The sequence below is a fragment of the Streptomyces sp. NPDC046831 genome (assembly GCF_040645305.1).
Classification (GTDB): Bacteria; Actinomycetota; Actinomycetes; order Streptomycetales; family Streptomycetaceae; genus Streptomyces.
On the sequence record NZ_JBEYXZ010000005.1, the window covers coordinates 37,887 to 61,120 of the forward strand.

Sequence of the window (23,234 nt, forward strand, 5' to 3'; positions counted from 1 at the left end):
GAAACCCCGGGGTCCGGGAATCATCGAGGTGGCCCTCGTACGTTGGAGGAACTGCAGGGCCGATGTCGGACCCGCCTTGTAGGGTCTGATCATCACCGATCGGCCGAAAAGCCGACCATGTCGGGCGAACTGAGCGGGGTGAGGGTTATGGCAACGAAGGACACCGGCGGCGGGCAGCAGAAGGCCACGCGCTCCACGGAGGAGGTCGAGGAGCAGGCGCAGGAGGCGCAGGCCTCGGAGGACCTCAAGGAGCGCCACGAGAAGCTGAGCGACGACGTGGACTCCGTCCTCGACGAGATCGACGACGTGCTCGAGGAGAACGCCGAGGACTTCGTGCGGTCCTTCGTGCAGAAGGGCGGCCAGTGACGGCCCGGTGAGTCGTCCGGCCTCCGGGCCGGACACCGGGCGGGGGCAGTCGGCGGGGCGGGGCCGAGCACATGTGAAGGCTGCGTGCGGTGCGGCGAGACCCCCGCGCGCGGCCTTCACTGGCACCTGCCCACCGCCTCCGCCGGGGGGCCGCGCGCGCTGTGCCGGAAGGCTTCCGCAGCCGATGTGGATCACTGCCGCGAGGCGGGTAGGGTCCGTGACGTACTGTGCTTCAACTTGCAAGTCCGGCCTCGGCCTGTTGAGGGACGATCCCGCAGCTGCGTACCGAGCTGCCGACTATCCGGAAGGAAACGCGTGGAAGCCAACACTCGTAGCACCGGGCGTCTACCAGCTGCCTTCCTGACGCCTGGGTCGTCGTCCTTCATGGACTTCCTCGCCGGGCACCAGCCCGAGCTGCTGCCCGGCAAGCGGCAGCTGCCTCCCACCCAGGGTGTGATCGAGGCGCCGCACGGCACGACCATCGTCGCCGTGACGTTCCCGGGGGGCGTCGTGCTGGCCGGTGACCGCCGGGCCACCATGGGCAATGTCATCGCGCAGCGGGACATCGAGAAGGTCTTCCCGGCGGACGAGTACTCGGCGGTGGGCATCGCCGGTACGGCCGGCCTGGCCGTCGAGATGGTCAAGCTGTTCCAGCTGGAGCTGGAGCACTTCGAGAAGGTCGAGGGGGCCCAGCTCTCCCTGGAGGGCAAGGCGAACCGCCTCTCCACCATGATCCGTTCCAACCTCGGCATGGCCATGCAGGGCCTGGCCGTGGTCCCGCTCTTCGCCGGTTACGACGTGGACCGGGAGAAGGGCCGCATCTTCTCCTACGACGTCACGGGCGGCCGCTCCGAGGAACACGGCTACGCGGCTACGGGCTCCGGCTCGATGTTCGCGCGCGGTGCCATGAAGAAGCTCTTCCGTGACGACCTGTCCGAGGCCGAGGCCACGACGCTGGTGGTCCAGGCCCTGTACGACGCGGCAGACGACGACTCGGCGACCGGTGGTCCCGATGTCGCCCGCCGGATCTATCCGATCGTCACCGTGATCACCGAGGACGGTTACCGCCGGCTCACCGAGGACGAGGCGTCCGAGATCGCCCGCGCGGTGCTGGAGCGCCGCATGGCGCAGCCCGACGGCCCCAGGGCCCCGGTGCTCTGAGGCGGACCCGGTTTTTTCCAAGGTGATCGTGTGACTTCGACAGAAAGGGACGGATAACCGGTGTCGACGCCGTTCTATGTTTCCCCTCAGCAGGCGATGGCCGACCGGGCGGAGTACGCCCGCAAGGGTATCGCCCGCGGCCGCAGCCTGGTCGTGCTGCAGTACGCCGACGGCATCGTGTTCGTCGGGGAGAATCCGTCCCGCGCGCTGCACAAGTTCAGCGAGATCTACGACCGGATCGGTTTCGCGGCCGCCGGCAAGTACAACGAGTACGAGAACCTGCGGATCGGCGGCGTGCGCTACGCCGACCTGCGCGGTTACACCTACGACCGCGGCGACGTGACCGCCCGCGGGCTCGCCAACGTCTACGCCCAGACGCTGGGCACGATCTTCTCCAGCGCGGCCGAGAAGCCGTACGAGGTGGAGCTGGTCGTGGCGGAGGTGGGGGTGACGCCCGAGGGCGACCAGATCTACCGGCTGCCGCACGACGGTTCGATCGTGGACGAGCACGGCTCCGTCGCGGTCGGCGGCAACGCCGAGCAGATCAGCGGCTTCCTCGACCAGCGCCACCGGGACGGCATGTCGCTGGCGGAGGCGCTGAAGCTGGCCGTGCAGGCCCTGTCCCGCGACACCAACGGCAGCGAGCGGGAGATCCCCGCGGAGCGCCTGGAGGTGGCGGTGCTGGACCGCACGCGGCCGCAGAAGCGCAAGTTCAAGCGCATCGTCGGCCGTCAGCTCGCGCGGCTGCTGGAGGCCGGTGGCGCCGCCACGGAGGCGGAGAGCGCCGCCGAGGAGGAGAGCTCCGGGGACGAGTGATCCCGTCCCGTCCCCCCGCCGCATCCCGGGTGCCCCGGCCGACGTCTCGGCCGGGGCACCCGGCGCGTTGCGGGCGTTCCCGGCCGGCACCCGATCCCGTGTCCCCGGCCGGCGTGCGTGGATCAGCGGCGGTGAGGAGGGGGCACGCCGGCACGGTCCCCGCGTGCCCCCACAGGGCGCCTCAGACGGCGGCGGGAGGCGCCGTGGAGCCCCGCACCACCAGCCGCACCGGGATGTCCCCGCCCTCGGGGGAACGGCCGTCCAGGACGGCCAGGAGGGCTTCCATGCCCCGTTCCCCGAACAGCTCGGCGTCCAGCCGTACGGTCGTCAGCTCGGGATCGATCGCCGTGGCGAGGGCGAGGTCGTCCAGCCCGGTGACGGAGACGTCGTCGGGCACCCTCAGGCCGAGGCGGCGCAGGGCCTTGTAGGCGCCGGCGGCGAGTTTGTCGTCGTCGCAGACCAGGGCGGTGGGGCGGGGGCCCGCGGCGCCGAACGCGGCCTCGGCCGCGGCCCGGGCGTCCTCGAAGGAAAGGGGTGCGCGGGCGGTGCGCAGGGAGGTCCCCGGTACCGCGCCGAGCCGGGCCGCCAGCTCGCGTGCGCGCACCTCGAAGGTCCAGGAGGCCACGTCGGCCGCGAGGTGGAGGAAGCGGCGGTGGCCGAGGCCGAGCAGGTGGTCGGCGACCTGACGCACCCCGTCGGCGATGTCGAGGTTGACGGTGGCGGCGCCGAGGCTGCCCGCCGGATCGCTGTCGAGCATGACCAGGGGCAGTTGGTCGCCGCGGATGGCGGTGAGGGCGTCGGCGGCCATGGAGGAGGCGAGGACGCCGTCGAGGGCGGCCTGGGCGGAGCCGAAGGGGCTCCGGGCGGGGCCGATGCCCTCGGGGGAGGGGTAGAGCACGACGCCGAAGCCGTGCTCGGCGGCGACGCGGGCGGCGCCGGTGTAGACGCCGGCGAAGAACTCGGTGGTGAGGGCGGGGACGACGAGGAGGACCGTCCGGGTGCGGCCGAGGCGCAGGTTGCGGGCGGCCAGGTTGGGCCGGTACCCGAGGTCCAGCGCGGCCTGCCTCACCCGTTCGGCCGTGGCCTCGGCCACCCGTCCGCGCCACTTGCCGCCGAGGACGAGGGAGACGGCGGCCTGGGAGACGCCGGCGGCCTGGGCGACGTCACGGCTGGTGGGGCGCGTGCTACCTGATGGCACCGCGGGCCTGCTCCTTCGTCTGGACGTGTGAACAGCGCACATGGTACGTATGAGGGCGGAAGTTATACGTAAAACCCCCAGGGTGGCGGGACTCCTCGGGGGAGCCGACGGAAGGGCTGGCGATGGCCGCGGGCTATCTGGAGATCCTCAGGGCGAGGCACGCCGCCCGGCTGCTGGCCGGCACCCTCGTGGGGCGGCTGCCCAACGCGACCGCCGCGATCGCCATCGTGCTGTTCGTGCGCGCGGAGGGTGGCACCTACAGCCTGGCCGGGGCGCTGGCGGCCGTGTACGGGGTCGCCAACGCGGTCGGGCAGCCCGTGCTCGGCCGCCTCGTCGACCTGTACGGACAGTCCCGCGTCCAGTTGCCCGCCGCCGTCCTGGCCGCCCTGGCGACGACCGTCCTCGCCGCGACCGGGATCGAGCCGGCCGCCGTGGCCTGGACCGCCGTGGCGGCCTCCGGGCTCTTCACCCCGCCCCTGGAGGGCGGTCTGCGGGCCCTGTGGCCGTCCGTGCTGCGCCGGGAGGACCAGGTGCACACGGCGTACGCCATGGACGCCGTGGCGCAGGAGGTCATGTTCACGGTCGGCCCGCTGCTGGTGACCCTGTGCGTGTCCCTGTGGTCGGCCCGGGTGGCGCTGGTCGTGCTGAGCGTCGCCGGGGTGCTCGGGGCGCTCTCCGTCGTGCTCTCCCCGCCCTCCCGGGCCTGGCGCTCGGCGCCGCGCGAGGCCCACTGGCTCGGCGCGCTGCGCTCGCCCGGCCTGCTGGCCCTGCTCGGCGCCTTCCTCTTCGTCGGCATCGCGCTCGGCTCCATCACGGTCGCCGCCGTGCCGTACGCGGACGGCCACGGCGGGGACGCGGTGTACGGTTGGCTGATGGCCGCCCTCGGCCTGGGCGCGCTGGTGGGCGGCGCGGTCTACGGCGCGCGGCAGTGGAGGGGCGTGCCCGAGCGGCGACTGCGTGTGCTGGTGGCGCTTCTGGCGGTGTGTTACCTGCCGCTGGCGCTGATGCCGGGCACGGTCGCCATGGCGCTGCTCACCGCGCTCGCCGGAGTCTTCCTCGCACCCGCCATCGCCTGCGCGTTCGTCATCGTCGACCGGCACGCGCCGCGGGGCACGGTCACCGAGGCGTTCTCCTGGCTGGTGACCACGTTCACGGTGGGTTCCTCCGTCGGTACGGGCGTGGCGGGGCCGGTCGTCCAGTCGGGTGGCGCGCTGTGGGGTTTCGTGCTGCCGAGCGCCGCGGGGGCGGTGTCGTTGCTGGTCCTCACGGTCACCGGCGGAGTGCTCACGGCTCCCGCCGTCCGGGCGGTGGTTGCGGCTTCATCGGAAAATGATCCAAATCGTGCCGCCGAACCTCGTTTCAGCTCGGGGGATCGGGCGTAATGTTCACTCATGGACCGCCGCATTTTCGGGCTGGAGAACGAGTACGGCGTCACGTGCACGTTCAGGGGACAGCGCCGTCTGTCGCCTGACGAGGTGGCGCGGTACCTCTTCCGCCGTGTCGTGTCATGGGGCCGCAGCAGCAATGTCTTTCTGCGAAACGGCGCCCGGCTCTATCTCGACGTGGGGTCACATCCGGAATACGCGACACCCGAATGTGACGACGTGATCGAACTGGTCACCCACGACAAGGCCGGCGAGCGCATTCTCGAAGGACTCCTGGTGGACGCGGAACGACGCCTGCACGAGGAGGGAATCGCGGGCGACGTCTACCTCTTCAAGAACAACACCGACTCGGCGGGCAACTCCTACGGCTGCCACGAGAACTATCTGGTGGCACGGCACGGGGAGTTCTCGCGGCTCGCGGACATCCTCATCCCGTTCCTCGTCACCCGCCAGTTGCTGTGCGGGGCGGGCAAGGTGCTGCAGACGCCGCGCGGGGCCGTGTACTGCGTCAGCCAGCGGGCCGAGCACATCTGGGAGGGCGTCTCCTCGGCGACGACCCGCTCGCGGCCCATCATCAACACGCGCGACGAACCGCACGCCGACGCCGAGCGCTACCGGCGGCTGCACGTCATCGTCGGTGACTCGAACATGTCCGAGACGACGACGCTGCTCAAGGTCGGCGCCACCGACCTGGTGCTGCGCATGATCGAGGCCGGCACGGTGATGCGCGACCTCACCCTGGAGAACCCGATCCGGGCGATCCGCGAGGTCAGCCACGACATCACCGGCCGCCGCAAGGTGCGCCTGGCCAGCGGGCGGGAGGCCTCCGCGCTGGAGGTGCAGCGCGAGTACTACGAGAAGGCCGTGGACTTCTGCGACCGCCGGGGCATCCGCACCGGGACCGTCGCCCAGGTGCTGGAGCTGTGGGGCCGCACGCTCGAGGCGATCGAGACCGAGGACCTGGACCGGATCGGCACCGAGATCGACTGGGTCATGAAGTACAAGCTCATCGAGCGCTACCGGGCCAAGCACAACATGACGATGTCGCATCCGCGGGTCGCCCAGATAGACCTCGCCTACCACGACATCCACCGCCGTCGCGGCCTGTACTACCTGCTGGAGAAGAAGGGCCAAGCCACCCGGGTCTGCAACGACTTGAAGATCTTCGAGGGCAAGTCGGTGCCGCCGCAGACCACCAGGGCGCGGCTGCGCGGCGACTTCATCCGGCGGGCCCAGGAGCAGCGGCGGGACTTCACCGTCGACTGGGTCCACCTCAAGCTCAACGACCAGGCCCAGCGCACGGTGTTGTGCAAGGACCCCTTCCGTTCCGTGGACGACAGGGTGGAGAAACTGATCGCCGGGATGTGAGAGACGTTCCCCCCTGCCGTCGGCGCGTTCCGCCGCGCGGCGGTGACCGCGGAACGCCACACGGGCGCCGTACGTTTCGCGTACGGCGCCCTTCTCACGCCGTAGAGTTGCGCGCACGCCATCAACAAGATCGACCGATTACGAGGCCCCCACCGTGCGTCGACGCTCACTTCTCCTCACCGTGCCCGCGGGACTGGTCACGCTGGCCGCGTGCGGCGGCAACGACAAGCCCGACTCGGACAGCACCGGCGAGAGCGCGTCGCCCTCGGCCCCGTCGACCCCGTCGGCCGCGCCGTCGCCCAGGATCGTCTCCGGCCCGCTGCCGGCGATCACCGCGGGCACGAAGTTCGGGGAGAAGCCGACCGTCGCCAAGGGCAGCGGCGACCCGTCCAAGGACCTCGCCGTCAAGACGGTCATCGCCGGCGGCGGCCGCACCGTGGCGGAGAACGACTACCTCCAGGCGCACTACCTGGGGCAGATCTGGGACACCGGGAAGGTCTTCGACAACTCCTACGACCGCAGGACGCCCCTGCTCATCCAGCTCTCCCAGGGCCAGATCATCGACGGCTGGCGCTACGCCCTCACCGGCCGGAAGGCCGGCAGCCGCGTCGAGTTCTCCGTGCCGCCCGCCTGGGGATACGGCACGCAGGGCAACGCGCAGGTGGGCATCAAGGGCACCGACACGCTGGTCTTCGTGGTGGACGTGCTGGACACCTTCAACTCCAAGAGCTCCGCCAAGGGCAAGAAGGTCCCGCAGAACGACGCCGCCCTGCCCAAGGTCGGCACGAACACCGACGGCAAGGCCCCGTCCGTCGAGGTGCCGAAGAAGGCCGCCCCCACGAAGCTCGTCGCGACCTACGTCATCGAGGGCGACGGCGAGGAGGTCGCGGCGGACAACACGGTGCTCGTCCAGTACAAGGGCCTGGTGTGGGACACCGGCAAGGAGTTCGACTCCACCTACGCGCGGGGCATGCTGACGTCGTTCTCCCTGCAACAGGTCGTCAAGGGCTGGTCGCAGGGCCTGACCGGCAAGAAGGTCGGCAGCCGCGTTCTGATCGTCATCCCGCCGGCCCTCGGCTACGGCGACAACCCGCCGCCGAACAGCGGCATCCCGAAGGGCGCCACCCTCGTCTTCACCGTGGACCTTCTGGCGAAGATGTGACACCCCGCGCCGGGCGGCCGCCCGACGCGGGCACGAACCCGGCCGGGATGCGAGACTGTCGGCGTTGCCTTGTCGTAGAGAAGCAGGAGCGTAAGACGTGAGCATCGACAAGCCCGAGATCGACTTCCCGGGCGGCGAGCCCCCGGCGGACCTCGAGATCAAGGACATCTGGGAGGGCGACGGCCCGGAGGCCAAGGCCGGCGACACCGTCTCCGTCCACTACGTCGGCGTCGCCTTCTCCACCGGCGAGGAGTTCGACGCGTCCTGGAACCGCGGCACGCCGCTGCGCTTCCAGCTGGGCGTCGGCCAGGTCATCCCCGGCTGGGACCGCGGCGTGCAGGGCATGAAGGTGGGCGGCCGCCGCCAGCTGATCATCCCCGCGCACCTCGCCTACGGCGACCGCGGCGCCGGGGACCGGATCAAGCCGGGCGAGACGCTGATCTTCGTCTGCGACCTGATCGCGGTCTGATCGTCGCACGGCTGATCGAAGGATCCGGTCGCGGCCCGGCCGTCGTACGGCCCGGGCAAGGACCCGACCGGATGCGATCACCTCGGGCCCATGCCTGCCGGCATGGGCCCTCGGCTTTTGCCACCGCCCCCCGGAGCGGTACGGTCATCGGTCGGAAGCACATGAGGGAAGGCGAAGGGCGTCGATGGCCATTGCCAAGGCCGAGCGGCTGATGAACCTGGCGCTGTGTCTGCTGGGGACGCGGCGGCCGCTCAGCAAGCGCGAGCTGCGCGAGTCCCTCGAGGCGTACATCGAAGCCGGCTCCGACGACTCCTTCAACCGCATGTTCGAGCGCGACAAGGACGACCTGCGCGAGCTCGGACTCGTGATCGAGACCGTCGAGAACCTCGACGGCGAGGTGGGCTACCTGGCCCGCCGCGACAGCAACCGCCTGCCGCCGATCACCCTCGACGCCGAGGAGGCCGCCGCCCTCGGGCTCGCCGCCAAGGTCTGGCAGCAGGCCCGCCTGGCCGGCGCGGCCAGCGGCGCCCTGCAGAAGCTGCGCGCGGCCGGGCTGCCCGAGGACGTCGACCCGTACGGGGCCCACAGCGCGCTGGAGCCCCGTATCCCGGTGCACGAGGCCGCCTTCGAGCCGCTGATGCTCGCCTGCCGCGACCGCCGTCCCGTCGTCTTCGACTACCGCAAGGCCAACGCCGCCCAGCCCGGCACCCGGCACGTCGAACCGTGGGCGCTGGAGTGCTGGCGCGGCCACTGGTACCTGGCCGGCTTCGACCGCGACCGGGGCGCCGAGCGCGTCTTCCGGCTGTCGCGGATCACGGGGAAGGTCCGCAGCCGCGGCGGCGCCTTCACCGCCCCGGTGCCCGACGTCGTCACCGTCCGCGAGACCGTGGCGAGCTGGGCCGGCGAGACGGCCGACCGCTCCGCGCGGATCCGGCTGCGCCCGGGCGCGGGATACCCCCTCCGGGCGAGGGCCACCTCCGTACGGGAACTCGGTGACGGGTGGGACGAGTTGGAGATTCCGTACGGGCACGGGCTGGACGCCTGGCTGGTGGAGTTCGGTCCGGACGTGGTCGTCCTGGAGCCCGCCGAGCTGCGGACCGACGTGGTGGACCGGCTGCGTGCCGTGGCCAAGGGCTGAGGGGGAGCGAGCGACACCGTGGCAGGAAAACCGGTCAGGCCCGCGAACGCCATCGACCAGACCCGGCGGATGCTGTCCCTGGTGACCTACCTCAGGGAGCGCCCCGGCGCCCGCGTCGAGGACGTCGCGCGCGCCTTCGGTATCACCGAGGACGAGCTGGTCTCGGACCTCGACGTGCTGCCCATGTGCGGCACCAGCTTCCGCGGCGGCGACCTGCTGGACATCGACACCGACGGCGAGCGCATCTGGTGGCACAACCCCGCCGCCCTGGGGGCGGAGGCGGCCGAGCCGCTGCGGCTGGCCGCCGACGAGGCGACCGCCCTGCTGGTGGCCGCCCGCGCCGTCGCCACCCTGCCCGGGCTGCGGGAGAGCGACCGCCAGGCCCTGCTGCGGGCCACGGCCAAGGTGGAGGCCGCGGCCGGCGAGGCGGCCGGGGCGAGCTCCCGGCTGTCGGTGACCTTCGAGTCCGAGGGCGGCGTCTTCGCGGACGTCGACCGGGCCATCTCCGAGCGCCGCCGGCTGTGGATCCGCTACTACTCGCCCGCGCGGGACGAGGTCACCGAGCGCGAGATCGACCCCATCCGCCTGGTCAGCGTCGGCCACACGTACGTGGAGGCGTGGTGCCGCCGCTCCGAGGCGCGCCGCACCTTCCGCCTGGACCGGGTGGCCGAGATCCGGATCCTCGACGCGCCGTCCGCGCCGCCGGAGATCGAGCTGCGGGACCTCTCCGAGGCACTGGTGCAGCCCGCCGCGGAGGACCCGGAGGTGGTCGTCGAGGTCGGTCCCGGCGGCCGCTGGGTCGCCGAGTACTACCCGCACGACAGCGCCGATGAGCTTCCCGGCGGCGGCCTGCGTATCACTCTGCGCACCCCCGACCCGGCCTCGCTCAGACGTCTGGCGCTCCGGCTCGGGCGCGACGGCCGGATCGTCTCCCCGCCGGAGCTGGCCGACAGCGCCCGGCAGGCGGCACGCGAGGCGCTGGCGGCGTACGACGGCCCGCAGGGCGAGGAGCCCGGCCCGGGCGGCCCGGAGCGGGGTGCCGGGGGAGCGCGGGCGGACCACGACGGGTTGTACGACAGGCAGGAGCAGAGGCTTTGAGCGAGTCGGCGACGTCCGAGGCGCGCGGCATGTCGGTGGCATCCGCCTTCTCGGGGATGCGCGGCGTGGCGCCCGTGATGTTCCGGGCGGGCTGTCCCGACTGCCGGGGCCGCTTCGAGCTCGCGGCGAGCGCGCTGCGCCTGGCCATCGGCGCCTCCAGCCGCACCACGTTCTACTCGTTCACCTGCCCCGGCTGCGGGTCCTCGGTCCGCAAGCCCGCCGGCGAGCGGATCGTCGAGCTGCTCACCGGCGGCGGGGTCCGGACGCTCCGCCTGCACTCCACCGTCTAGGGTCTTGAGTCATGTTCTGGCCGATGTTCGCGGTAGCCGCGGGTTTCCTGGGTCTCGCCGTCCTCGGCGTGCTCGCCGTCCGGGTCTTCGTCGAGGCGCGGCGGCTGGGGGAGCAGGTCTCGGAGTCCGCGCGCCGCATCAACCGGGCCGCAGAGGACCTGGAGCGGGCGGCGGTGGCCACGGCCCGGGCGGCGGAGACGCTGTGAGAACCGCCCGCCCGAGCGTGTGGCCGGCAGCGCCGCGTAGGTCCGCCCGGTCCGCTCCGTGCTCCGCTTCGCCCTGTCATCCGGCCGCTGCGGGCAGGTACGCTGCTGATCGCGGCCCGCAGAACGAGGCCCGGGCCGTGGACGGGCGTACGCACGGGGATTGCCTCGCGTTCACCCCTGAGCGTTACGATCGCTGTCGAGAACGATCGATCGGGCAGGCGTCCGGCCGGTCGGACAGCACCCACCAGCCGCCTCGGTGAGAAGGTAAAGACTTATGTTCGGAAGGCTCGGAGCCCCCGAGATCATTCTCATCCTCGTCGTCATCATCCTGCTGTTCGGCGCGAAGAAGCTTCCGGACATGGCTCGCTCGCTGGGCAAGTCGGCGCGCATCCTCAAGAGCGAGGCCAAGGCGATGAAGGACGAGGGCAAGTCCTCCGCGCCGGCCGACCCGCCGCACACCGGCGAGGAGCCCCCCGCGCAGCGCACCATCCAGGCCGCCCCCGGCGACGTGACGAGCTCGCGACCGGTCGGCGAGCCGACGGACACCAGCAAGCGCTGACGCACGGCCGGACCCCTCCGGCCTGCCGCACGAGATGAGGACGTGGGTTGCTCAAGCCTGCCCGCAAGAAGGAGAAGGATCCCGAGGGGCGGATGCCTCTCGCGGAGCACCTTCGTGAGCTGCGCAACCGGCTCGGGAAGTCCGTCCTGGCCATTGTGATCGGCGCGGCCGTCGCCGCCGTCCACTACCGGGACATCATCGACTTCCTCACGGAGCCGGTCCAGCAGTCGGTGGGATGCTCCAAGTCGTTCACGGAGCTGGCGCAGCAGAGCGAGGGGGCCTGCGGCAACATCACCGTGGAGGGCCTGCTCGGCCCGTTCACGCTGATGATCAAGGTCGCGCTGACGGCCGGCGTCGTCATCGCGAGCCCGGTCTGGCTGTACCAGCTGTGGGCCTTCGTCGCGCCCGGCCTGCACAAGCACGAGAAGCGGTACTCGCTGGCGTTCGTCGGGGCCGGCTTCCCGCTGTTCGTCGCGGGTGCGTACTTCTCTTACCACGTGCTCCCCGCGGCGGCCAGCGTCCTGATCGAGTTCACGCCCCAGGGCGCGGTCAACCTGCTCCCGCTGGACGACCTGCTCGACCTCGTGACCCGCATGGTGATCGTCTTCGGGCTCTCCTTCGAGCTGCCGCTGCTGCTGGTGATGCTGAATCTCACCGGGCTGGTCGCCGGGCGGCGGATGCTCGGCTGGTGGCGCGGCATGATCATGGGCGTCACGCTCTTCGCGGCCTTCGCCACCCCCACGGTCGACCCGATCTCGATGCTGTCGCTGGCGGCGCCGATCGTCCTGCTGTACTTCCTGGCCACCGGCTTCGCGGTGGCGAACGACCGGCGCAGGCGCCGGCGGGAGGCCGAGGGCCCCGGAGACGACGAGGCGTCCGACCTGGACCTCACGCCCGAGGACATCGGCCAGGTCGAGGCGGTGGCGGTGCCGTCCCCCCTGCCGGAGCAGGCCCGCTCGGCCCGTGACCGGGTGAACGGCTACGACGACGTGACCTAGCCGCGTCGTCCGGATCACCCCGCGAGGCCGGGGTGATCCGGACGACGCGGCGCAGCAGGCGCGGCCGGGACGAAGCGCGGCGAGTGGGTACGGCGTGCCGCCCCGTCGAGGGTGCGAGCACGATCCGAACAATGATCGTCCGGTTGTCGGTGCGGGCCGGTACGCTCGAAAGCACGATGACAGAGGACCTCTCACCGGCCGAGCGGTACGCGGCAGCACGCAGGCGCGCTGCCGAGCAGGCCACCGCGCTCGCGGACTTCCGCGAGATGTACGACTTCGGCCTCGACCCCTTCCAGATCGAGGCGTGCAGGGCACTCGAGGCGGGGAAGGGCGTGCTGGTCGCGGCGCCCACCGGTTCGGGCAAGACGATCGTCGGCGAGTTCGCCGTCCACCTGGCCCTCCAGCAGGGCAAGAAGTGCTTCTACACGACACCCATCAAGGCCCTGTCGAACCAGAAGTACGCCGACCTGTGCCGCCGCTACGGCACCGGCAAGGTCGGCCTCCTCACCGGCGACAACAGCGTCAACTCCGACGCCCCCGTGGTCGTGATGACCACCGAGGTGCTGCGGAACATGCTCTACGCCGGGTCGCCGACCCTGCTGGGCCTCGGGTACGTGGTCATGGACGAGGTGCACTACCTCTCCGACCGCTTCCGCGGCGCCGTCTGGGAGGAAGTGATCATCCACCTGCCCGAGTCGGTGACGCTGGTCTCCCTCTCGGCGACCGTGTCGAACGCCGAGGAGTTCGGCGACTGGCTCGACACCGTCCGCGGCGACACGCAGGTCATCGTCTCCGAGCACCGGCCCGTGCCGCTGTTCCAGCACGTGCTGGCCGGCCGGCGCATGTACGACCTGTTCGAGGAGGGCGAAGGCCACAAGAAGGCCGTCAACCCCGACCTGACGCGCCTGGCGCGCATGGAGGCCAGCCGCCCCTCGTATCCGGACCGCCGGCGCGGCCGGGCCATGCGCGAGGCCGACCGCGAGCGGGAGCGCCGCCAGCGCGCGCGGGTGTGGACGCCCAGCCGCCCCGAGGTCATCGAGCGCCTCGACGCCGAGGGCCTGCTGCCCGCGATCACCTTCATCTTCAGCCGCGCCGCCTGCGAGGCCGCCGTCCAGCAGTGCCTGTACGCGGGCCTGCGGCTCAACGACGACGGGGCACGGGAGCAGGTGCGCGCCCTCGTAGAGGAGCGCACGGCGTCCATCCCGCGGGAGGACCTGCACGTCCTCGGCTACTACGAGTGGCTGGAGGGCCTGGAGCGCGGCATCGCCGCCCACCACGCCGGCATGCTGCCGACCTTCAAGGAGGTCGTGGAGGAGCTGTTCGTGCGCGGCTTGGTGAAGGCGGTCTTCGCGACCGAGACCCTCGCGCTCGGCATCAACATGCCCGCCCGCTCGGTGGTGCTGGAGAAGCTCGTCAAGTGGAACGGCGAGCAGCACGCCGACATCACCCCCGGCGAGTACACGCAGCTCACGGGCCGCGCGGGCCGCCGCGGCATCGATGTCGAGGGCCACGCGGTGGTGCTGTGGCAGCGCGGCATGAGCCCGGAGCACCTGGCGGGCCTCGCCGGCACGCGCACCTATCCGCTGCGCTCCAGCTTCAAGCCGTCGTACAACATGGCGGTCAACCTGGTCGAGCAGTTCGGCCGGCACCGCTCGCGGGAGCTGCTGGAGACGTCCTTCGCGCAGTTCCAGGCCGACAAGTCGGTCGTCGGGATCTCCCGGCAGGTGCAGCGCAACGAGGAGGGACTGGAGGGCTACAAGGCCTCCATGACCTGCCACCTCGGCGACTTCGAGGAGTACGCGCGGCTGCGCCGGGAGCTGAAGGACCGCGAGACCGAGCTGGCCCGGCAGGGCGCCGCCCAGCGGCGGGCCGAGGCCGCCGTGGCGCTGGAGAAGCTCAAGCCCGGCGACGTCATCCAGGTCCCCACCGGGAAGTACGCCGGCCTGGCGCTGGTGCTGGACCCGGGCCTGCCCGCCGGCCGGAGCAACGGCCACCGGGGCTTCGACCACCTCGACGGCCCGCGTCCGCTGGTGCTGACCGCCGAGCGGCAGGTCAAGCGGCTGGCGGCGGTGGACTTCCCGGTGCCGGTCGAGCCGCTGGAGCGGATGCGGATCCCCAAGTCCTTCAACCCGCGCTCCCCGCAGTCCCGCCGGGACCTCGCGTCCGCGCTGCGCACCAAGGCGGGGCACATCCCGCCCGAGCGGCACCGCAAGCGCCGGTCCGAGGCGGCCGACGACCGGGAGATCGCCCGGCTGCGGGCCGCGCTGCGCGCCCACCCCTGCCACGGCTGCAACGACCGTGAGGACCACGCCCGCTGGGCCGAGCGCTACCACCGGCTGATGCGCGACACCCGGCAGCTGGAGCACCGCATCGAGGGCCGGACGAACACCATCGCCCGCACCTTCGACCGCATCGTGGCGCTGCTGACCGAGCTGGACTACCTGCGCGGCAACGACGTCACCGAACACGGCAAGCGGCTGGCGCGGCTGTACGGCGAACTGGACCTGCTCGCCAGCGAATGCCTGCGCGAGCGGGTCTGGGAGGGGCTCGCCCCGGCCGAACTCGCCGCGTGCGTCTCGGCGCTGGTGTACGAGGCGCGGGCCGCCGACGAAGGTGTGGCACCCAAGCTGCCCTCGGGCCGGGCGAAGGCCGCGCTCGGTGAGATGGTGCGGATCTGGGGCCGTCTGGACGCCCTGGAGGAGGAGTTCCGCATCAGCCAGACCGAGGGGGTCGGCCAGCGCGAGCCCGACCTCGGCTTCGCCTGGGCCGCGTACATGTGGGCCTCCGGCAAGGGCCTGGACGAGGTGCTGCGCGAGGCGGAGATGCCGGCCGGCGACTTCGTGCGCTGGTGCAAGCAGGTCATCGACGTCCTCGGCCAGATCGCGGCGGCCGCTCCGGCGGAGAACTCGACGGTCGCGAAGAACGCGCGCAAGGCCGTCGACAGTCTGCTGCGCGGAGTGGTGGCCTACTCGTCGGTGGGCTGACCCGGCCGGTCCGGTACGGCCGCCGAAGCCCCACGCCCCGTCTCGGGCGTGGGGCTTCGTGCTGCCGTGCCCCCGGTGACACCTCGCGGATACGTACGGATGGAACCCCTCACCCGACCGGTGAGCGGCTTTCGCACGTCCGTACGCTGTCACCCTGTGTGTTCGCACGGGTTCCGTACGTGGAAATGGGGCCGAGGCTACTCCTCTCCCAGTGCCCGCTGCAGGTGCTTGCCGGATATGACACGGCGATGACCCGGTCGGACTAAGCTCGCCCGCGGCGCAGCGAGTTGAGGCGTATTCGTGCGCTTGTTCCCAAAAGTCGCCCGCATCCCAGATGGTCCCATGACCCACCCCCCTGCAACCGTCCCCCACACCCGACCGAGTCGTCTCAGAGGGCTTACATGGTGAGTGTTCAATCGGCCCCCGATGGCCGTGAACTTCCTTACGCGCGCGTACTGTTGCTGCCCGCCATAGTGATGGCCGCGGCGACCGGGGCCGCCGTCGCCCTGGTGCCCGACGCGGCCCGGCTCGCCGTCGGCTGCTGCGGCGCCGTGGCCGCGCTGCTCGTGCTCGGCACGGCGGCCGAGGCGGTGCGCCGCGGCCGTGCCCTCCGGGGCCGGCGGGCGGAGCACGCCCGTCACACCGCGTATCTGGAGCGGCGCATCGCCGCTCACGAGGAAGAGATGACCCGGCTCGGGTCGCAGATCATCCCCGCCGCGCTGCAACGGCTGCGCGCCGGCCGGACGCCCCGGGAGGTGATGATCGAGGTCATCGACGACGACCCCGAATGGCGGCACATCCCCGAGTCCCAGCGCTCGGTGGTGCGGACGATGCTGGAGATCGTCGACCAGGAGGAGTCCCTGCGCGACTCCACCCAGCGCTCCTTCGTCAGCATCGCCCGGCGCGTCCAGGCGATCGTGCACCAGCAGGCCAAGGAACTGCGGGAGATGGAGGAGGACCACGGCCGCAGCCCCGAGGTCTTCGACGACCTGCTGCGCATCGACCACGGCACCGCGCTGATCGGGCGCCTGGCCGACTCCATCTCCGTCCTCGGCGGCGGCCGGCCCGGCCGTCAGTGGCCGAACCCCGTCACCCTCTACAGCGTGCTGCGCGGCGCCATGTCCCGGATCCTGGAGTACCGCCGCATCGAGCTGCACTCCATCGCCAAGGTCAACATCAAGGGCACCCACGTCGAGCCCGTCATCCACGCCGCGGCCGAACTCCTCGACAACGCCACCCGCTACTCGCCGCCGCAGACGAAGGTGCACGTCACCGCCGTCGAGGTGCAGACCGGGGTGGCCATCGAGATCGAGGACGGCGGCGTCAGCCTCAGTGAGGAGGCCCGCGCCCGGGTCGAGAGGATGCTGGAGCGCGCCCAGGCCGGACTCGACCTGCAGGACCTCGGCGAGAGCCCCCGCCTGGGACTGGCCGTCGTCGGCCGGCTGTGCTCGACGTACCACATGCAGGTCTCCCTGCGGGCCTCGGCCTACGGCGGGGTCCGCGCCGTCCTCGTCGTCCCGAGCGACATGATGACGACGGAGCCCGCGCCCGGACTCGCGCACGGCATCGGCGCCACCGCCGTGCCCCAGCTCGACCTCGGCGGCGTGGAGGGCCCCAAGCGTGCGCCCAAGCGGCGCCGGCCCACCACTCCCCGTATCCCCGCCTCCGTGTCCATGGAGGACGAGGTCCCCGAGGTCACCGAGTGGACGCCGGGCGGCCTGCCGCAGCGACGGAGCCGGGTGAAGATCCCGCTCAGCCGGCGCATCGCCGAGCAGGCCGCCGCCGAGCGGGCCGAACGGGAGAGCGGGCACCTGTGGTCCGCGCCCGGGCCGGACCCCGCCCCGCAGGAGAAGGAATCCGAGCCCGGCCTGTGGGTCGAGGCCTTCTGGAACGGACTCAAGGACGGCAACACCGACGCGGACCCGACCGCGTTCACGCAGGACCCGGCCGCTTTCACCCACCTGATCGACGAACCGGCCCGCCACCACGCCGACGACGAGGGGGACCTCAAGTGATCCAGCAGCGAGCGAACTTCGACTGGATGCTCAAGGAGCTCCACGACGGCGTACCGGGCATCGAGATGATCGTGGTCCTGTCGGCCGACGGACTGCGCATCGCCCGCTACGGCGGCGACGCGGACGCCGCCGACCGGGTGGCCGCGGCCTGCGCCGGGCTGCAGAGCCTGGCGAGCGCCGTCGCCCACGAGATCCCGGACAGCGACGGCCGGATGAAGATGGTCGTCATCGAGATCCAGGGGGGCTACTTCTACCTGATGTCCGCCGGCGCCAACGCCTACCTCGCGGTCCTGTCCGACGTCGTCGCCGAGCCCGGCCTGATGAGCAACCGCATGCGCGACCTGGTGGTCCGCATCGGTGCCCACCTGACCAGTCCGCCCCGGCGGAACGGGCAGACCGTATGACTTCTCCGCAACGCCAGAGGCGCCCGCCCTCCCGGCAGGACCCCCCGCCGCAACCGGGCCGGCAGGGCGAGGAGAAGGCCCCCGAGCGGCTGTACGTGGTGGCCGGTGGCACCGAGGACGGCGCACGCGCCGCCCTCGACCTGGTGACGCTGGTCGTGGCGCGCGCCGACCCGCCCCCGTCCGCCTCACCGGAGCAGACGGCGGTGCTCCGGCTGTGCACCGCGCCCCTGTCGGTGGCCGAGCTGTCGGCCTACCTGAACCTGCCGTTCAGCGCGATGACCGTCCTGATCACCGAGCTGCTCACGGCGGAACTGGTGCAGGCGCGCGCCCCGATCGTCCGCCAGGCGGTTCCCGACCGTTCCCTCCTCGAAGCGGTGATGCATGGACTTCAAAGGCTCTGACACCCTCCCCGGTCCGCGCAGCGGGGACCACCTGCCGCACACGGCCCAGGCCGCGGTCAAGATCGTGATCGTCGGCGGGTTCGGGGTCGGCAAGACCACCATGGTCGGCTCGGTGAGCGAGATCAGGCCGCTGACCACCGAGGAGACCATGACGCAGGCCGGTATCGGGGTCGACGACGACTACGGCTCCGACTCCAAGACCGCCACCACCGTGGCGATGGACTTCGGCCGTATCAGCATCACCGACCAACTGGTGCTCTACCTCTTCGGCACACCCGGCCAGGAGCGCTTCTGGTTCCTGTGGAACGGCCTGTTCGAGGGGGCGCTCGGGGCGGTCGTGCTGGTCGACACCCGCCGGCTGGAGGTCAGCTTCGACGTCATGGGGCGCCTTGAGGAGCGCGGCGTGCCCTTCGTGGTCGCCGTCAACTCCTTCCCCGACGGGCCCCGTCACCCGCTCCCGGAACTCCGCGCGGCACTCGACCTGGCGGAGGAGATCCCGATCGTCGAGTGCGACGCCCGCCGCCGGGCCTCCAGCCGGGACGTCCTGATGACGCTCATGCGCTTCCTGCACTCCCTCGCCATGACCGGATCGCTCACCTGACCCCGGCCGACCGGCCCCGCCCACGCATCCACTCCCGTCCCGAAAGCGATCACTGTGACGTTGGAACCCCACTTCCCGACCGGTCCGGACGACCTGACGGCCGGTCCTCCTCCCGGTTGCCCCGCGCACGCCGTCGGGCCGGGGGGACTGCACCGGCTGCACGAGGCGGAGGACCTCGCGGCGCTGTACGAGGAGCTCCGGGAGCGGCACGGCCCGGTGGCGCCCGTACTGCTCCACGACGACGTGCCGATGTGGGTGGTCCTCGGCCACGCCGAGAACCTGCACATGGTGCGCACCCCCTCCCAGTACACCCGGGACAGCCGCATCTGGACCCCGCTCAGGGACGGCATGGTCAAGCCCGACCATCCGCTCATGCCGCACATCGCCTGGCAGCCCGTCTGCTCCCACGCCGAGGGCGACGAGCACAGACGGCTGCGCGGCGCGGTCACCGGCGCCATGGAGACCATCGACCACCGCAGCATGCGCCGGCACATCGGCCGCCACACCCAGCGCCTCGTCAACCGGTTCTGCGAGGAGGGCAGGGCCGACCTCGTCGCCCAGTTCGCCGAGCACCTGCCGATGGCGGTCATGTGCGAGATCCTCGGGATGCCCGAGGAGTACGGAGACCGCCTCGTGCAGGCCGCCCGCGACATGCTCAAGGGCACCGAGACCGCGATCGCCAGCAACGCGTACATCATGGGCTGCCTGACGCGGCTCACCGCCCGCCGGCGCACCCGGCCCGAGGAGGACTTCGCCGGCCGGCTCGTGGAGGACCCGGCCGGCCTGACCGACGAGGAGATCGGCCAGCACCTGCGGGTGGTGCTCATCGCCGCCTACGAGGCCACCGCCAACCTCCTGGCCAACGTGCTGCGGCGCGTGCTCACCGAGCCGGGTTTCCGCGCGCAGCTCAACGGCGGCCAGATGACGGTGCCGGAGGCGGTCGAGCAGTCCCTGTGGGACGAGCCGCCGTTCAGCACCGTCTTCGGCTACTTCGCCAAGCAGGAGACGGAGTTGGGCGGCCGGCGCATCCGCAGGGGCGACGGGCTGCTGTTCGGCATCGCGCCGGCCAACGTCGACCCGCGGGTCCGCCCCGACCTGTCGGCGAACATGCAGGGCAACCGCTCCCACCTCGCCTTCGGCGGCGGCCCGCACGAGTGCCCCGGCCAGGACATCGGCCGCGCCATCGCCGAGGTCGGCGTGGACGCGCTGCTGATGCGGCTGCCCGACGTGCGACTCGACTGCGCCGAGGAGGAGTTGCGCTGGACGCAGTCGATCGCCTCACGCCATCTGGTGGAGCTGCCGGTGCGGTTCACACCGAAGAGCCCGCAGGAGGTGACGGCGGATCCGGCCCGTCCCCGGGTCCCGCAGCGGCGCACCGACTGGGAGGTGGGCACCCGCCCCTCCACGCCGGCGCCCGTTCCCGAGCCGCCGGCACCGCCGTCCGCCCCCGAGCGGCCGGCACCGGCCGAGGAGCGGGCCGCCGCCACCGCCCCCGGAGCGCCGGCGCACCCGGCCCCGGCGGCTCCTGCCGCTTCCGAGGGCGTCCTGCGGCGCCTGCTGCGGTGGTGGCGTGGTCACTGACCGGCCCACCGCGCGTACGAGGACCAGGCCAGAAGCGTCCGCCGGCTGGTGAACCGGTGCTCCGCCCCCGTGACCGGATCGGTGAACTCCAGTACCCGCGCGAGCAGTTGCAGCGGCCGCCGGAAGTCGTCGGCGGGCGCGGGTGCGGTCACCACCGGATACAGCGGATCGCCGAGGATCGGCACGCCGAGCGCGTTCATGTGCACGCGCAGCTGGTGCGTCTGCCCGGTGCCGGGCACCAGCCGGTACCGGGCGAGCCCGTCCGCGCGGTGTTCGGCCCGTTCCACCCGGGTGACCGCGTTGGGTTCGCCCGCCACCTCGCGGGCGGCGAGCACGCCGCGCTCCTTCAGGATCCGGCTGCGCACCGTCCGCGGCAGGGCGAGACCGGGGTCGTGCGGTGCGACGGCCTCGTACTCCTTGCGCACCTGCCGGTCGCGGAACAGCGTCTGGTACGCGCCGCGTTCCCCGGGCCGCACCGTGAACAGCACCAGCCCGGCGGTGAGCCGGTCCAGGCGGTGCGCGGCCGTGAGCGTCGGGATCCCCAGCTCGCGCCGCAGCCGCGCCAGCGCGGTCTCGGCGACGTGCGAGCCGCGGGGCGTGGTGGCGAGGAAGTGCGGCTTGTCCACGACGACGACGTGCTCGTCGCGGTGGACGACCTCCAGCGGGAACGGCACCGGCACCTCGGCGGGCAGCTCCCGGTGGAACCACACGAACATCCCGGGCCGGTACGCCGCGTCCGGCGCCACCGCACGCCCGTCGGCACCGACGATGCGTCCCGCGTCGAACATCGCCTCGACGACTCCGGGCCCCGCTCCGGTCAGCCGCTCCACGAGGTGCTCGCGCACGGTGGCCCACGGCCCGTCGGCGGGCAGCCGCACCCGCACGGGGTCCACCCCGTGGCGCTGGGGCAGGGGGGAGGGCGGAGCGGGGGTTCTGCGTCTCATCGGCGCCCAGCGTAGGCGCTGCGGGGGTGCTCAGGCGGCCGGCGCCGCGCCCTCCTGCTCCTCCTCGATGCGCGCGTTCCACTCGCGCTTGGAGGCCTGCCAGCCGTCCTCGGTGTGGCCGAGCCGCCAGTAGCCGGAGACGGACAGGTCCTCGCGGGGGACGGCGTGCTCGACGCGCAGCAGGCGGCGCAGCTCCTTGACGAAGCCGGCCTCACCGTGGACGAACGCGTGCACCCGGCCCTCGGGGAACTCCAGCGCCCGCACGGCCTCGACCAGTGCCTCGCCGACGGGGCGCCGCCCGCGGTGCAGCCAGACCACGTCCACCTCGGAGTCGATCTTCTGCTCCTCCTCGGGGCCGGCCACCTCGACGAAGGCGTACGTCCGGGCGCCCTCGGGAAGCGTCTCCAGGGCGCGGGCGATGGCCGGCAGGGCGCTCTCGTCCCCGGCGAGCAGATGCCAGCCGGCGCTCGGGTCCGGGGCGTAGGCGCCGCCGGGGCCCATGAACCGGACGGTCTCGCCCGGCCTGGTGCGCAGGGCCCAGGGGCCGGCCAGTCCCTCGTCACCGTGGATCACGAAGTCAAGCGTCAGCTCGCGGTGCTCGGGGTCCCAGGCGCGGACGGTGTACGTCCGGGTCACGGGCCACTGCTCGCGCGGGAACTCCTCGCGGATCCGCTCCATGTCGAAGGGCTCGGGGTAGGTGACGCCCCCGGCTGGGAACAGCAGCTTCACGTAGTGGTCCGTGCACGTGTCGGCCGCGAGGCCGGCGAGGCCCTCACCGCCGAGCACGACGCGCTGCATGTGCGGGGTGAGCCGCTCGGTGCGGACGACCTGCGCGGTGTGGGCCTTCCGCGGCTTGCGCGCCGGACGTTCTGCCATGACGGCCTCCCTGCTCCCTTGCTTAGGGTTACCTAAGTTAGCACTTTCCGGAGGTGAACACCTCGCGCGGCAGGGCGGCGTGAGGGCGGACCGGCGCGGCCGTCATGCCGTGAGCGTGGTGAGCAGGCGCTCCAGGGAGCCGCCCAGTCCCCAGCGGGCCGCGAGCTCCTCCAGCGCCGCCGGATCGCGCGGGGCGCGCGGCAGCGCCGCGTCGACGTCCGGCAGCGGGACGTCGGTGGCGACGCGCACGACCTTCGGCGCCACCGCCAGGTACGGCCGGGCCTCGTGGAGGCGCCTGCGCTGCGTCGGTGTGAGCCTGGCCCTCGGATCGTCGACGGCCGCCATGATCCCGGTCAGGTCGCCGAACTCGGCGAGCAGCCTGGCCGCAGTCTTCTCGCCGATGCCGGGCACGCCGGGCAGCCCGTCGCTCGGGTCGCCGCGCAGCAGGGCCAGGTCCGCGTACCCGCCGCCGCCGACCCCGTATTTCTCCCGCAGGACCGCCTCGTCGGTGATCCGCAGGGTGCCGACGCCCTTGACCGGGTACAGCACCCGCACGCCGCGGGCGTCGTCCACCAGCTGGTACAGATCCCGGTCGCCGGTGACGATGTCGACCGGGCCCCCGGCCCGCGCGGTGAAGGTGCCGATCACGTCGTCCGCCTCGTAGTCCGCGACACCCACCCGGGCGATGCCGACGGCGTCGAGGACGGCCTCGATCACCGGGATCTGCGGGGACAGGGTGTCCGGCACCTCCTCCTCGTCCGGGGCGCCCGCGTGCGTCTCGGCCACGCGGTGCGCCTTGTAGGAGGGGATCAGCTCCACCCGCCACCGCGGCCGCCAGTCGGCGTCCATGCACGCCACCAGCCGGTCGGGCCGGTGGTCCCTGATCAGGCGGTCGACGAAGTCGAGCAGCCCGCGCACGGCGTTCACCGGCGTGCCGTCGGGGGCCTTGACCGACTCCGGGACGCCGAAGTAGGCGCGGAAGTACAGGGTCGCGGTGTCGAGGAGCATCAGTCGTCCGGTCACGCACCGCATCATGCCGCACGGCACCGACAGGGCCGTGCGTGCGACGGCTCCGTCCGGGATGGACGGCCGGGGCGTGCGCCGGGCCGCGCGGAGGGGACCGCGGCGTGCGCGCGGGCGTGAGCCAGAACACACTCCTGTTTGGCCCGGGCGCTTCGGGGCAGGTGCCGCTTCGGACCGAAGGTAGTTGATCA

General features: G+C 72.3%; 23 protein-coding genes. 19 read left to right on the top strand and 4 right to left on the bottom strand.

All coding sequences use genetic code 11. From position 1 onward, the window contains the following. Positions 1 to 147: 147 nt before the first annotated feature. The 3 genes from ABZ920_RS06605 to prcA all read left to right on the top strand — a co-directional run bounded on the left by ABZ920_RS06605 (position 148) and on the right by prcA (position 2,343). Positions 148 to 366, top strand: coding sequence for a ubiquitin-like protein Pup (locus ABZ920_RS06605; RefSeq protein ID WP_199893821.1), 219 nt, complete (start codon positions 148 to 150; stop codon positions 364 to 366). Between the two features lie 315 nt (positions 367 to 681). After that, entirely contained in the window at positions 682 to 1,527 is an 846-nt protein-coding gene (gene prcB, locus ABZ920_RS06610; RefSeq protein WP_361499484.1) for a proteasome subunit beta, read from the top strand. A gap of 60 nt (positions 1,528 to 1,587) precedes the next feature. Continuing rightward, positions 1,588 to 2,343: a proteasome subunit alpha gene (gene prcA / locus ABZ920_RS06615; protein WP_361499486.1), complete on the top strand. Its 756-nt coding sequence runs from the start codon at positions 1,588 to 1,590 to the stop codon at positions 2,341 to 2,343. Positions 2,344 to 2,524: 181 nt separating this feature from the next. Here the strand turns inward: prcA and ABZ920_RS06620 are convergent, their stop codons facing one another. Continuing rightward, the gene (locus tag ABZ920_RS06620; RefSeq protein ID WP_361499488.1) at positions 2,525 to 3,541 is read right to left on the bottom strand and encodes a LacI family DNA-binding transcriptional regulator; all 1,017 of its coding nucleotides are present in this window, start codon (positions 3,539 to 3,541) and stop codon (positions 2,525 to 2,527) included. Positions 3,542 to 3,663: 122 nt separating this feature from the next. Between ABZ920_RS06620 and ABZ920_RS06625 the strand changes: the two genes are divergently transcribed. The 16 genes from ABZ920_RS06625 to ABZ920_RS06700 all read left to right on the top strand — a co-directional run bounded on the left by ABZ920_RS06625 (position 3,664) and on the right by ABZ920_RS06700 (position 20,200). Continuing rightward, the gene (locus ABZ920_RS06625; protein ID WP_361499490.1) at positions 3,664 to 4,923 is read left to right on the top strand and encodes an MFS transporter; all 1,260 of its coding nucleotides are present in this window, start codon (positions 3,664 to 3,666) and stop codon (positions 4,921 to 4,923) included. A 9-nt stretch (positions 4,924 to 4,932) separates the two neighbouring features. Then, complete coding sequence (gene pafA / locus ABZ920_RS06630) at positions 4,933 to 6,294, top strand: Pup--protein ligase (RefSeq protein WP_361499492.1); 1,362 nt, start codon at positions 4,933 to 4,935, stop codon at positions 6,292 to 6,294. 154 nt (positions 6,295 to 6,448) lie between these two features. Next, on the top strand, positions 6,449 to 7,456 hold the full coding sequence (locus tag ABZ920_RS06635) for an FKBP-type peptidyl-prolyl cis-trans isomerase (RefSeq protein WP_361499494.1): 1,008 nt from the start codon (positions 6,449 to 6,451) through the stop codon (positions 7,454 to 7,456). Positions 7,457 to 7,553: 97 nt separating this feature from the next. Beyond that, positions 7,554 to 7,925: an FKBP-type peptidyl-prolyl cis-trans isomerase gene (locus tag ABZ920_RS06640; RefSeq protein ID WP_361499496.1), complete on the top strand. Its 372-nt coding sequence runs from the start codon at positions 7,554 to 7,556 to the stop codon at positions 7,923 to 7,925. Positions 7,926 to 8,109: 184 nt separating this feature from the next. Next, a complete protein-coding gene (locus tag ABZ920_RS06645; RefSeq protein ID WP_361499498.1) occupies positions 8,110 to 9,063 on the top strand; it encodes a WYL domain-containing protein in 954 nt (317 codons plus the stop codon). An 18-nt stretch (positions 9,064 to 9,081) separates the two neighbouring features. Then, positions 9,082 to 10,161: a WYL domain-containing protein gene (locus ABZ920_RS06650; RefSeq protein ID WP_361499500.1), complete on the top strand. Its 1,080-nt coding sequence runs from the start codon at positions 9,082 to 9,084 to the stop codon at positions 10,159 to 10,161. Beyond that, complete coding sequence (locus ABZ920_RS06655) at positions 10,158 to 10,451, top strand: hypothetical protein (protein ID WP_361499502.1); 294 nt, start codon at positions 10,158 to 10,160, stop codon at positions 10,449 to 10,451. Before ABZ920_RS06650 ends, ABZ920_RS06655 begins: the two co-directional genes overlap by 4 nt. A gap of 11 nt (positions 10,452 to 10,462) precedes the next feature. Next, the gene (locus ABZ920_RS06660; protein WP_361499504.1) at positions 10,463 to 10,657 is read left to right on the top strand and encodes a hypothetical protein; all 195 of its coding nucleotides are present in this window, start codon (positions 10,463 to 10,465) and stop codon (positions 10,655 to 10,657) included. 274 nt (positions 10,658 to 10,931) lie between these two features. Then, complete coding sequence (gene tatA / locus ABZ920_RS06665; protein ID WP_361499506.1) at positions 10,932 to 11,216, top strand: Sec-independent protein translocase subunit TatA; 285 nt, start codon at positions 10,932 to 10,934, stop codon at positions 11,214 to 11,216. A 47-nt stretch (positions 11,217 to 11,263) separates the two neighbouring features. Next, positions 11,264 to 12,214 carry a twin-arginine translocase subunit TatC gene (gene tatC / locus ABZ920_RS06670; protein ID WP_361499508.1) on the top strand — a complete coding sequence of 317 codons (951 nt, stop codon included), beginning with the start codon at positions 11,264 to 11,266 and terminating at the stop codon, positions 12,212 to 12,214. A gap of 131 nt (positions 12,215 to 12,345) precedes the next feature. Next, positions 12,346 to 15,198 (top strand): DEAD/DEAH box helicase, encoded by a 2,853-nt coding sequence (locus ABZ920_RS06675; RefSeq protein WP_361499510.1) that lies wholly within the window; start codon positions 12,346 to 12,348, stop codon positions 15,196 to 15,198. A 401-nt stretch (positions 15,199 to 15,599) separates the two neighbouring features. After that, the gene (locus ABZ920_RS06680) at positions 15,600 to 17,213 is read left to right on the top strand and encodes an ATP-binding protein (protein ID WP_361499512.1); all 1,614 of its coding nucleotides are present in this window, start codon (positions 15,600 to 15,602) and stop codon (positions 17,211 to 17,213) included. Then, entirely contained in the window at positions 17,210 to 17,617 is a 408-nt protein-coding gene (locus tag ABZ920_RS06685; protein WP_361499514.1) for a roadblock/LC7 domain-containing protein, read from the top strand. Before ABZ920_RS06680 ends, ABZ920_RS06685 begins: the two co-directional genes overlap by 4 nt. Then, positions 17,614 to 18,018: a DUF742 domain-containing protein gene (locus tag ABZ920_RS06690; protein ID WP_361499516.1), complete on the top strand. Its 405-nt coding sequence runs from the start codon at positions 17,614 to 17,616 to the stop codon at positions 18,016 to 18,018. Before ABZ920_RS06685 ends, ABZ920_RS06690 begins: the two co-directional genes overlap by 4 nt. Next, on the top strand, positions 17,999 to 18,619 hold the full coding sequence (locus ABZ920_RS06695) for an ATP/GTP-binding protein (RefSeq protein ID WP_361499518.1): 621 nt from the start codon (positions 17,999 to 18,001) through the stop codon (positions 18,617 to 18,619). The genes ABZ920_RS06690 and ABZ920_RS06695 overlap by 20 nt, the downstream gene beginning before the upstream one ends. A gap of 54 nt (positions 18,620 to 18,673) precedes the next feature. Next, complete coding sequence (locus ABZ920_RS06700) at positions 18,674 to 20,200, top strand: cytochrome P450 (RefSeq protein WP_361499520.1); 1,527 nt, start codon at positions 18,674 to 18,676, stop codon at positions 20,198 to 20,200. Here ABZ920_RS06700 and ABZ920_RS06705 read toward each other — a convergent pair. From ABZ920_RS06705 to ABZ920_RS06715, 3 genes are all read right to left on the bottom strand, one after another. Beyond that, positions 20,194 to 21,144 (bottom strand): RluA family pseudouridine synthase, encoded by a 951-nt coding sequence (locus ABZ920_RS06705; RefSeq protein WP_361499522.1) that lies wholly within the window; start codon positions 21,142 to 21,144, stop codon positions 20,194 to 20,196. The two genes, ABZ920_RS06700 and ABZ920_RS06705, sit on opposite strands and share 7 nt — an antisense overlap. A gap of 30 nt (positions 21,145 to 21,174) precedes the next feature. Further along, the gene (locus ABZ920_RS06710) at positions 21,175 to 22,020 is read right to left on the bottom strand and encodes a siderophore-interacting protein (RefSeq protein ID WP_361499524.1); all 846 of its coding nucleotides are present in this window, start codon (positions 22,018 to 22,020) and stop codon (positions 21,175 to 21,177) included. A gap of 102 nt (positions 22,021 to 22,122) precedes the next feature. Next, positions 22,123 to 23,052 (bottom strand): 5'-3' exonuclease, encoded by a 930-nt coding sequence (locus ABZ920_RS06715; RefSeq protein ID WP_361499900.1) that lies wholly within the window; start codon positions 23,050 to 23,052, stop codon positions 22,123 to 22,125. Positions 23,053 to 23,234: the final 182 nt, after the last annotated feature.

Excerpts from the sequence above, each read along its gene's own strand:
- ABZ920_RS06605 (WP_199893821.1), top strand. The coding sequence starts at position 148 with ATGGCAACGAAGGACACCGGCGGCGGGCAGCAGAAGGCCACGCGCTCC.
- ABZ920_RS06625 (WP_361499490.1), top strand. The coding sequence starts at position 3,664 with ATGGCCGCGGGCTATCTGGAGATCCTCAGGGCGAGGCACGCCGCCCGG.
- pafA (WP_361499492.1), top strand. The coding sequence starts at position 4,933 with ATGGACCGCCGCATTTTCGGGCTGGAGAACGAGTACGGCGTCACGTGC.
- ABZ920_RS06645 (WP_361499498.1), top strand. The coding sequence starts at position 8,110 with ATGGCCATTGCCAAGGCCGAGCGGCTGATGAACCTGGCGCTGTGTCTG.
- ABZ920_RS06660 (WP_361499504.1), top strand. The coding sequence starts at position 10,463 with ATGTTCTGGCCGATGTTCGCGGTAGCCGCGGGTTTCCTGGGTCTCGCC.
- tatA (WP_361499506.1), top strand. The coding sequence starts at position 10,932 with ATGTTCGGAAGGCTCGGAGCCCCCGAGATCATTCTCATCCTCGTCGTC.
- ABZ920_RS06675 (WP_361499510.1), top strand. The coding sequence starts at position 12,346 with ATGATCGTCCGGTTGTCGGTGCGGGCCGGTACGCTCGAAAGCACGATG.
- ABZ920_RS06680 (WP_361499512.1), top strand. The coding sequence starts at position 15,600 with ATGGTGAGTGTTCAATCGGCCCCCGATGGCCGTGAACTTCCTTACGCG.
- ABZ920_RS06690 (WP_361499516.1), top strand. The coding sequence starts at position 17,614 with ATGACTTCTCCGCAACGCCAGAGGCGCCCGCCCTCCCGGCAGGACCCC.
- ABZ920_RS06695 (WP_361499518.1), top strand. The coding sequence starts at position 17,999 with ATGGACTTCAAAGGCTCTGACACCCTCCCCGGTCCGCGCAGCGGGGAC.
- ABZ920_RS06705 (WP_361499522.1), bottom strand. The coding sequence starts at position 21,144 with ATGAGACGCAGAACCCCCGCTCCGCCCTCCCCCCTGCCCCAGCGCCAC.
- ABZ920_RS06710 (WP_361499524.1), bottom strand. The coding sequence starts at position 22,020 with ATGGCAGAACGTCCGGCGCGCAAGCCGCGGAAGGCCCACACCGCGCAG.
- ABZ920_RS06715 (WP_361499900.1), bottom strand. The coding sequence starts at position 23,052 with ATGCGGTGCGTGACCGGACGACTGATGCTCCTCGACACCGCGACCCTG.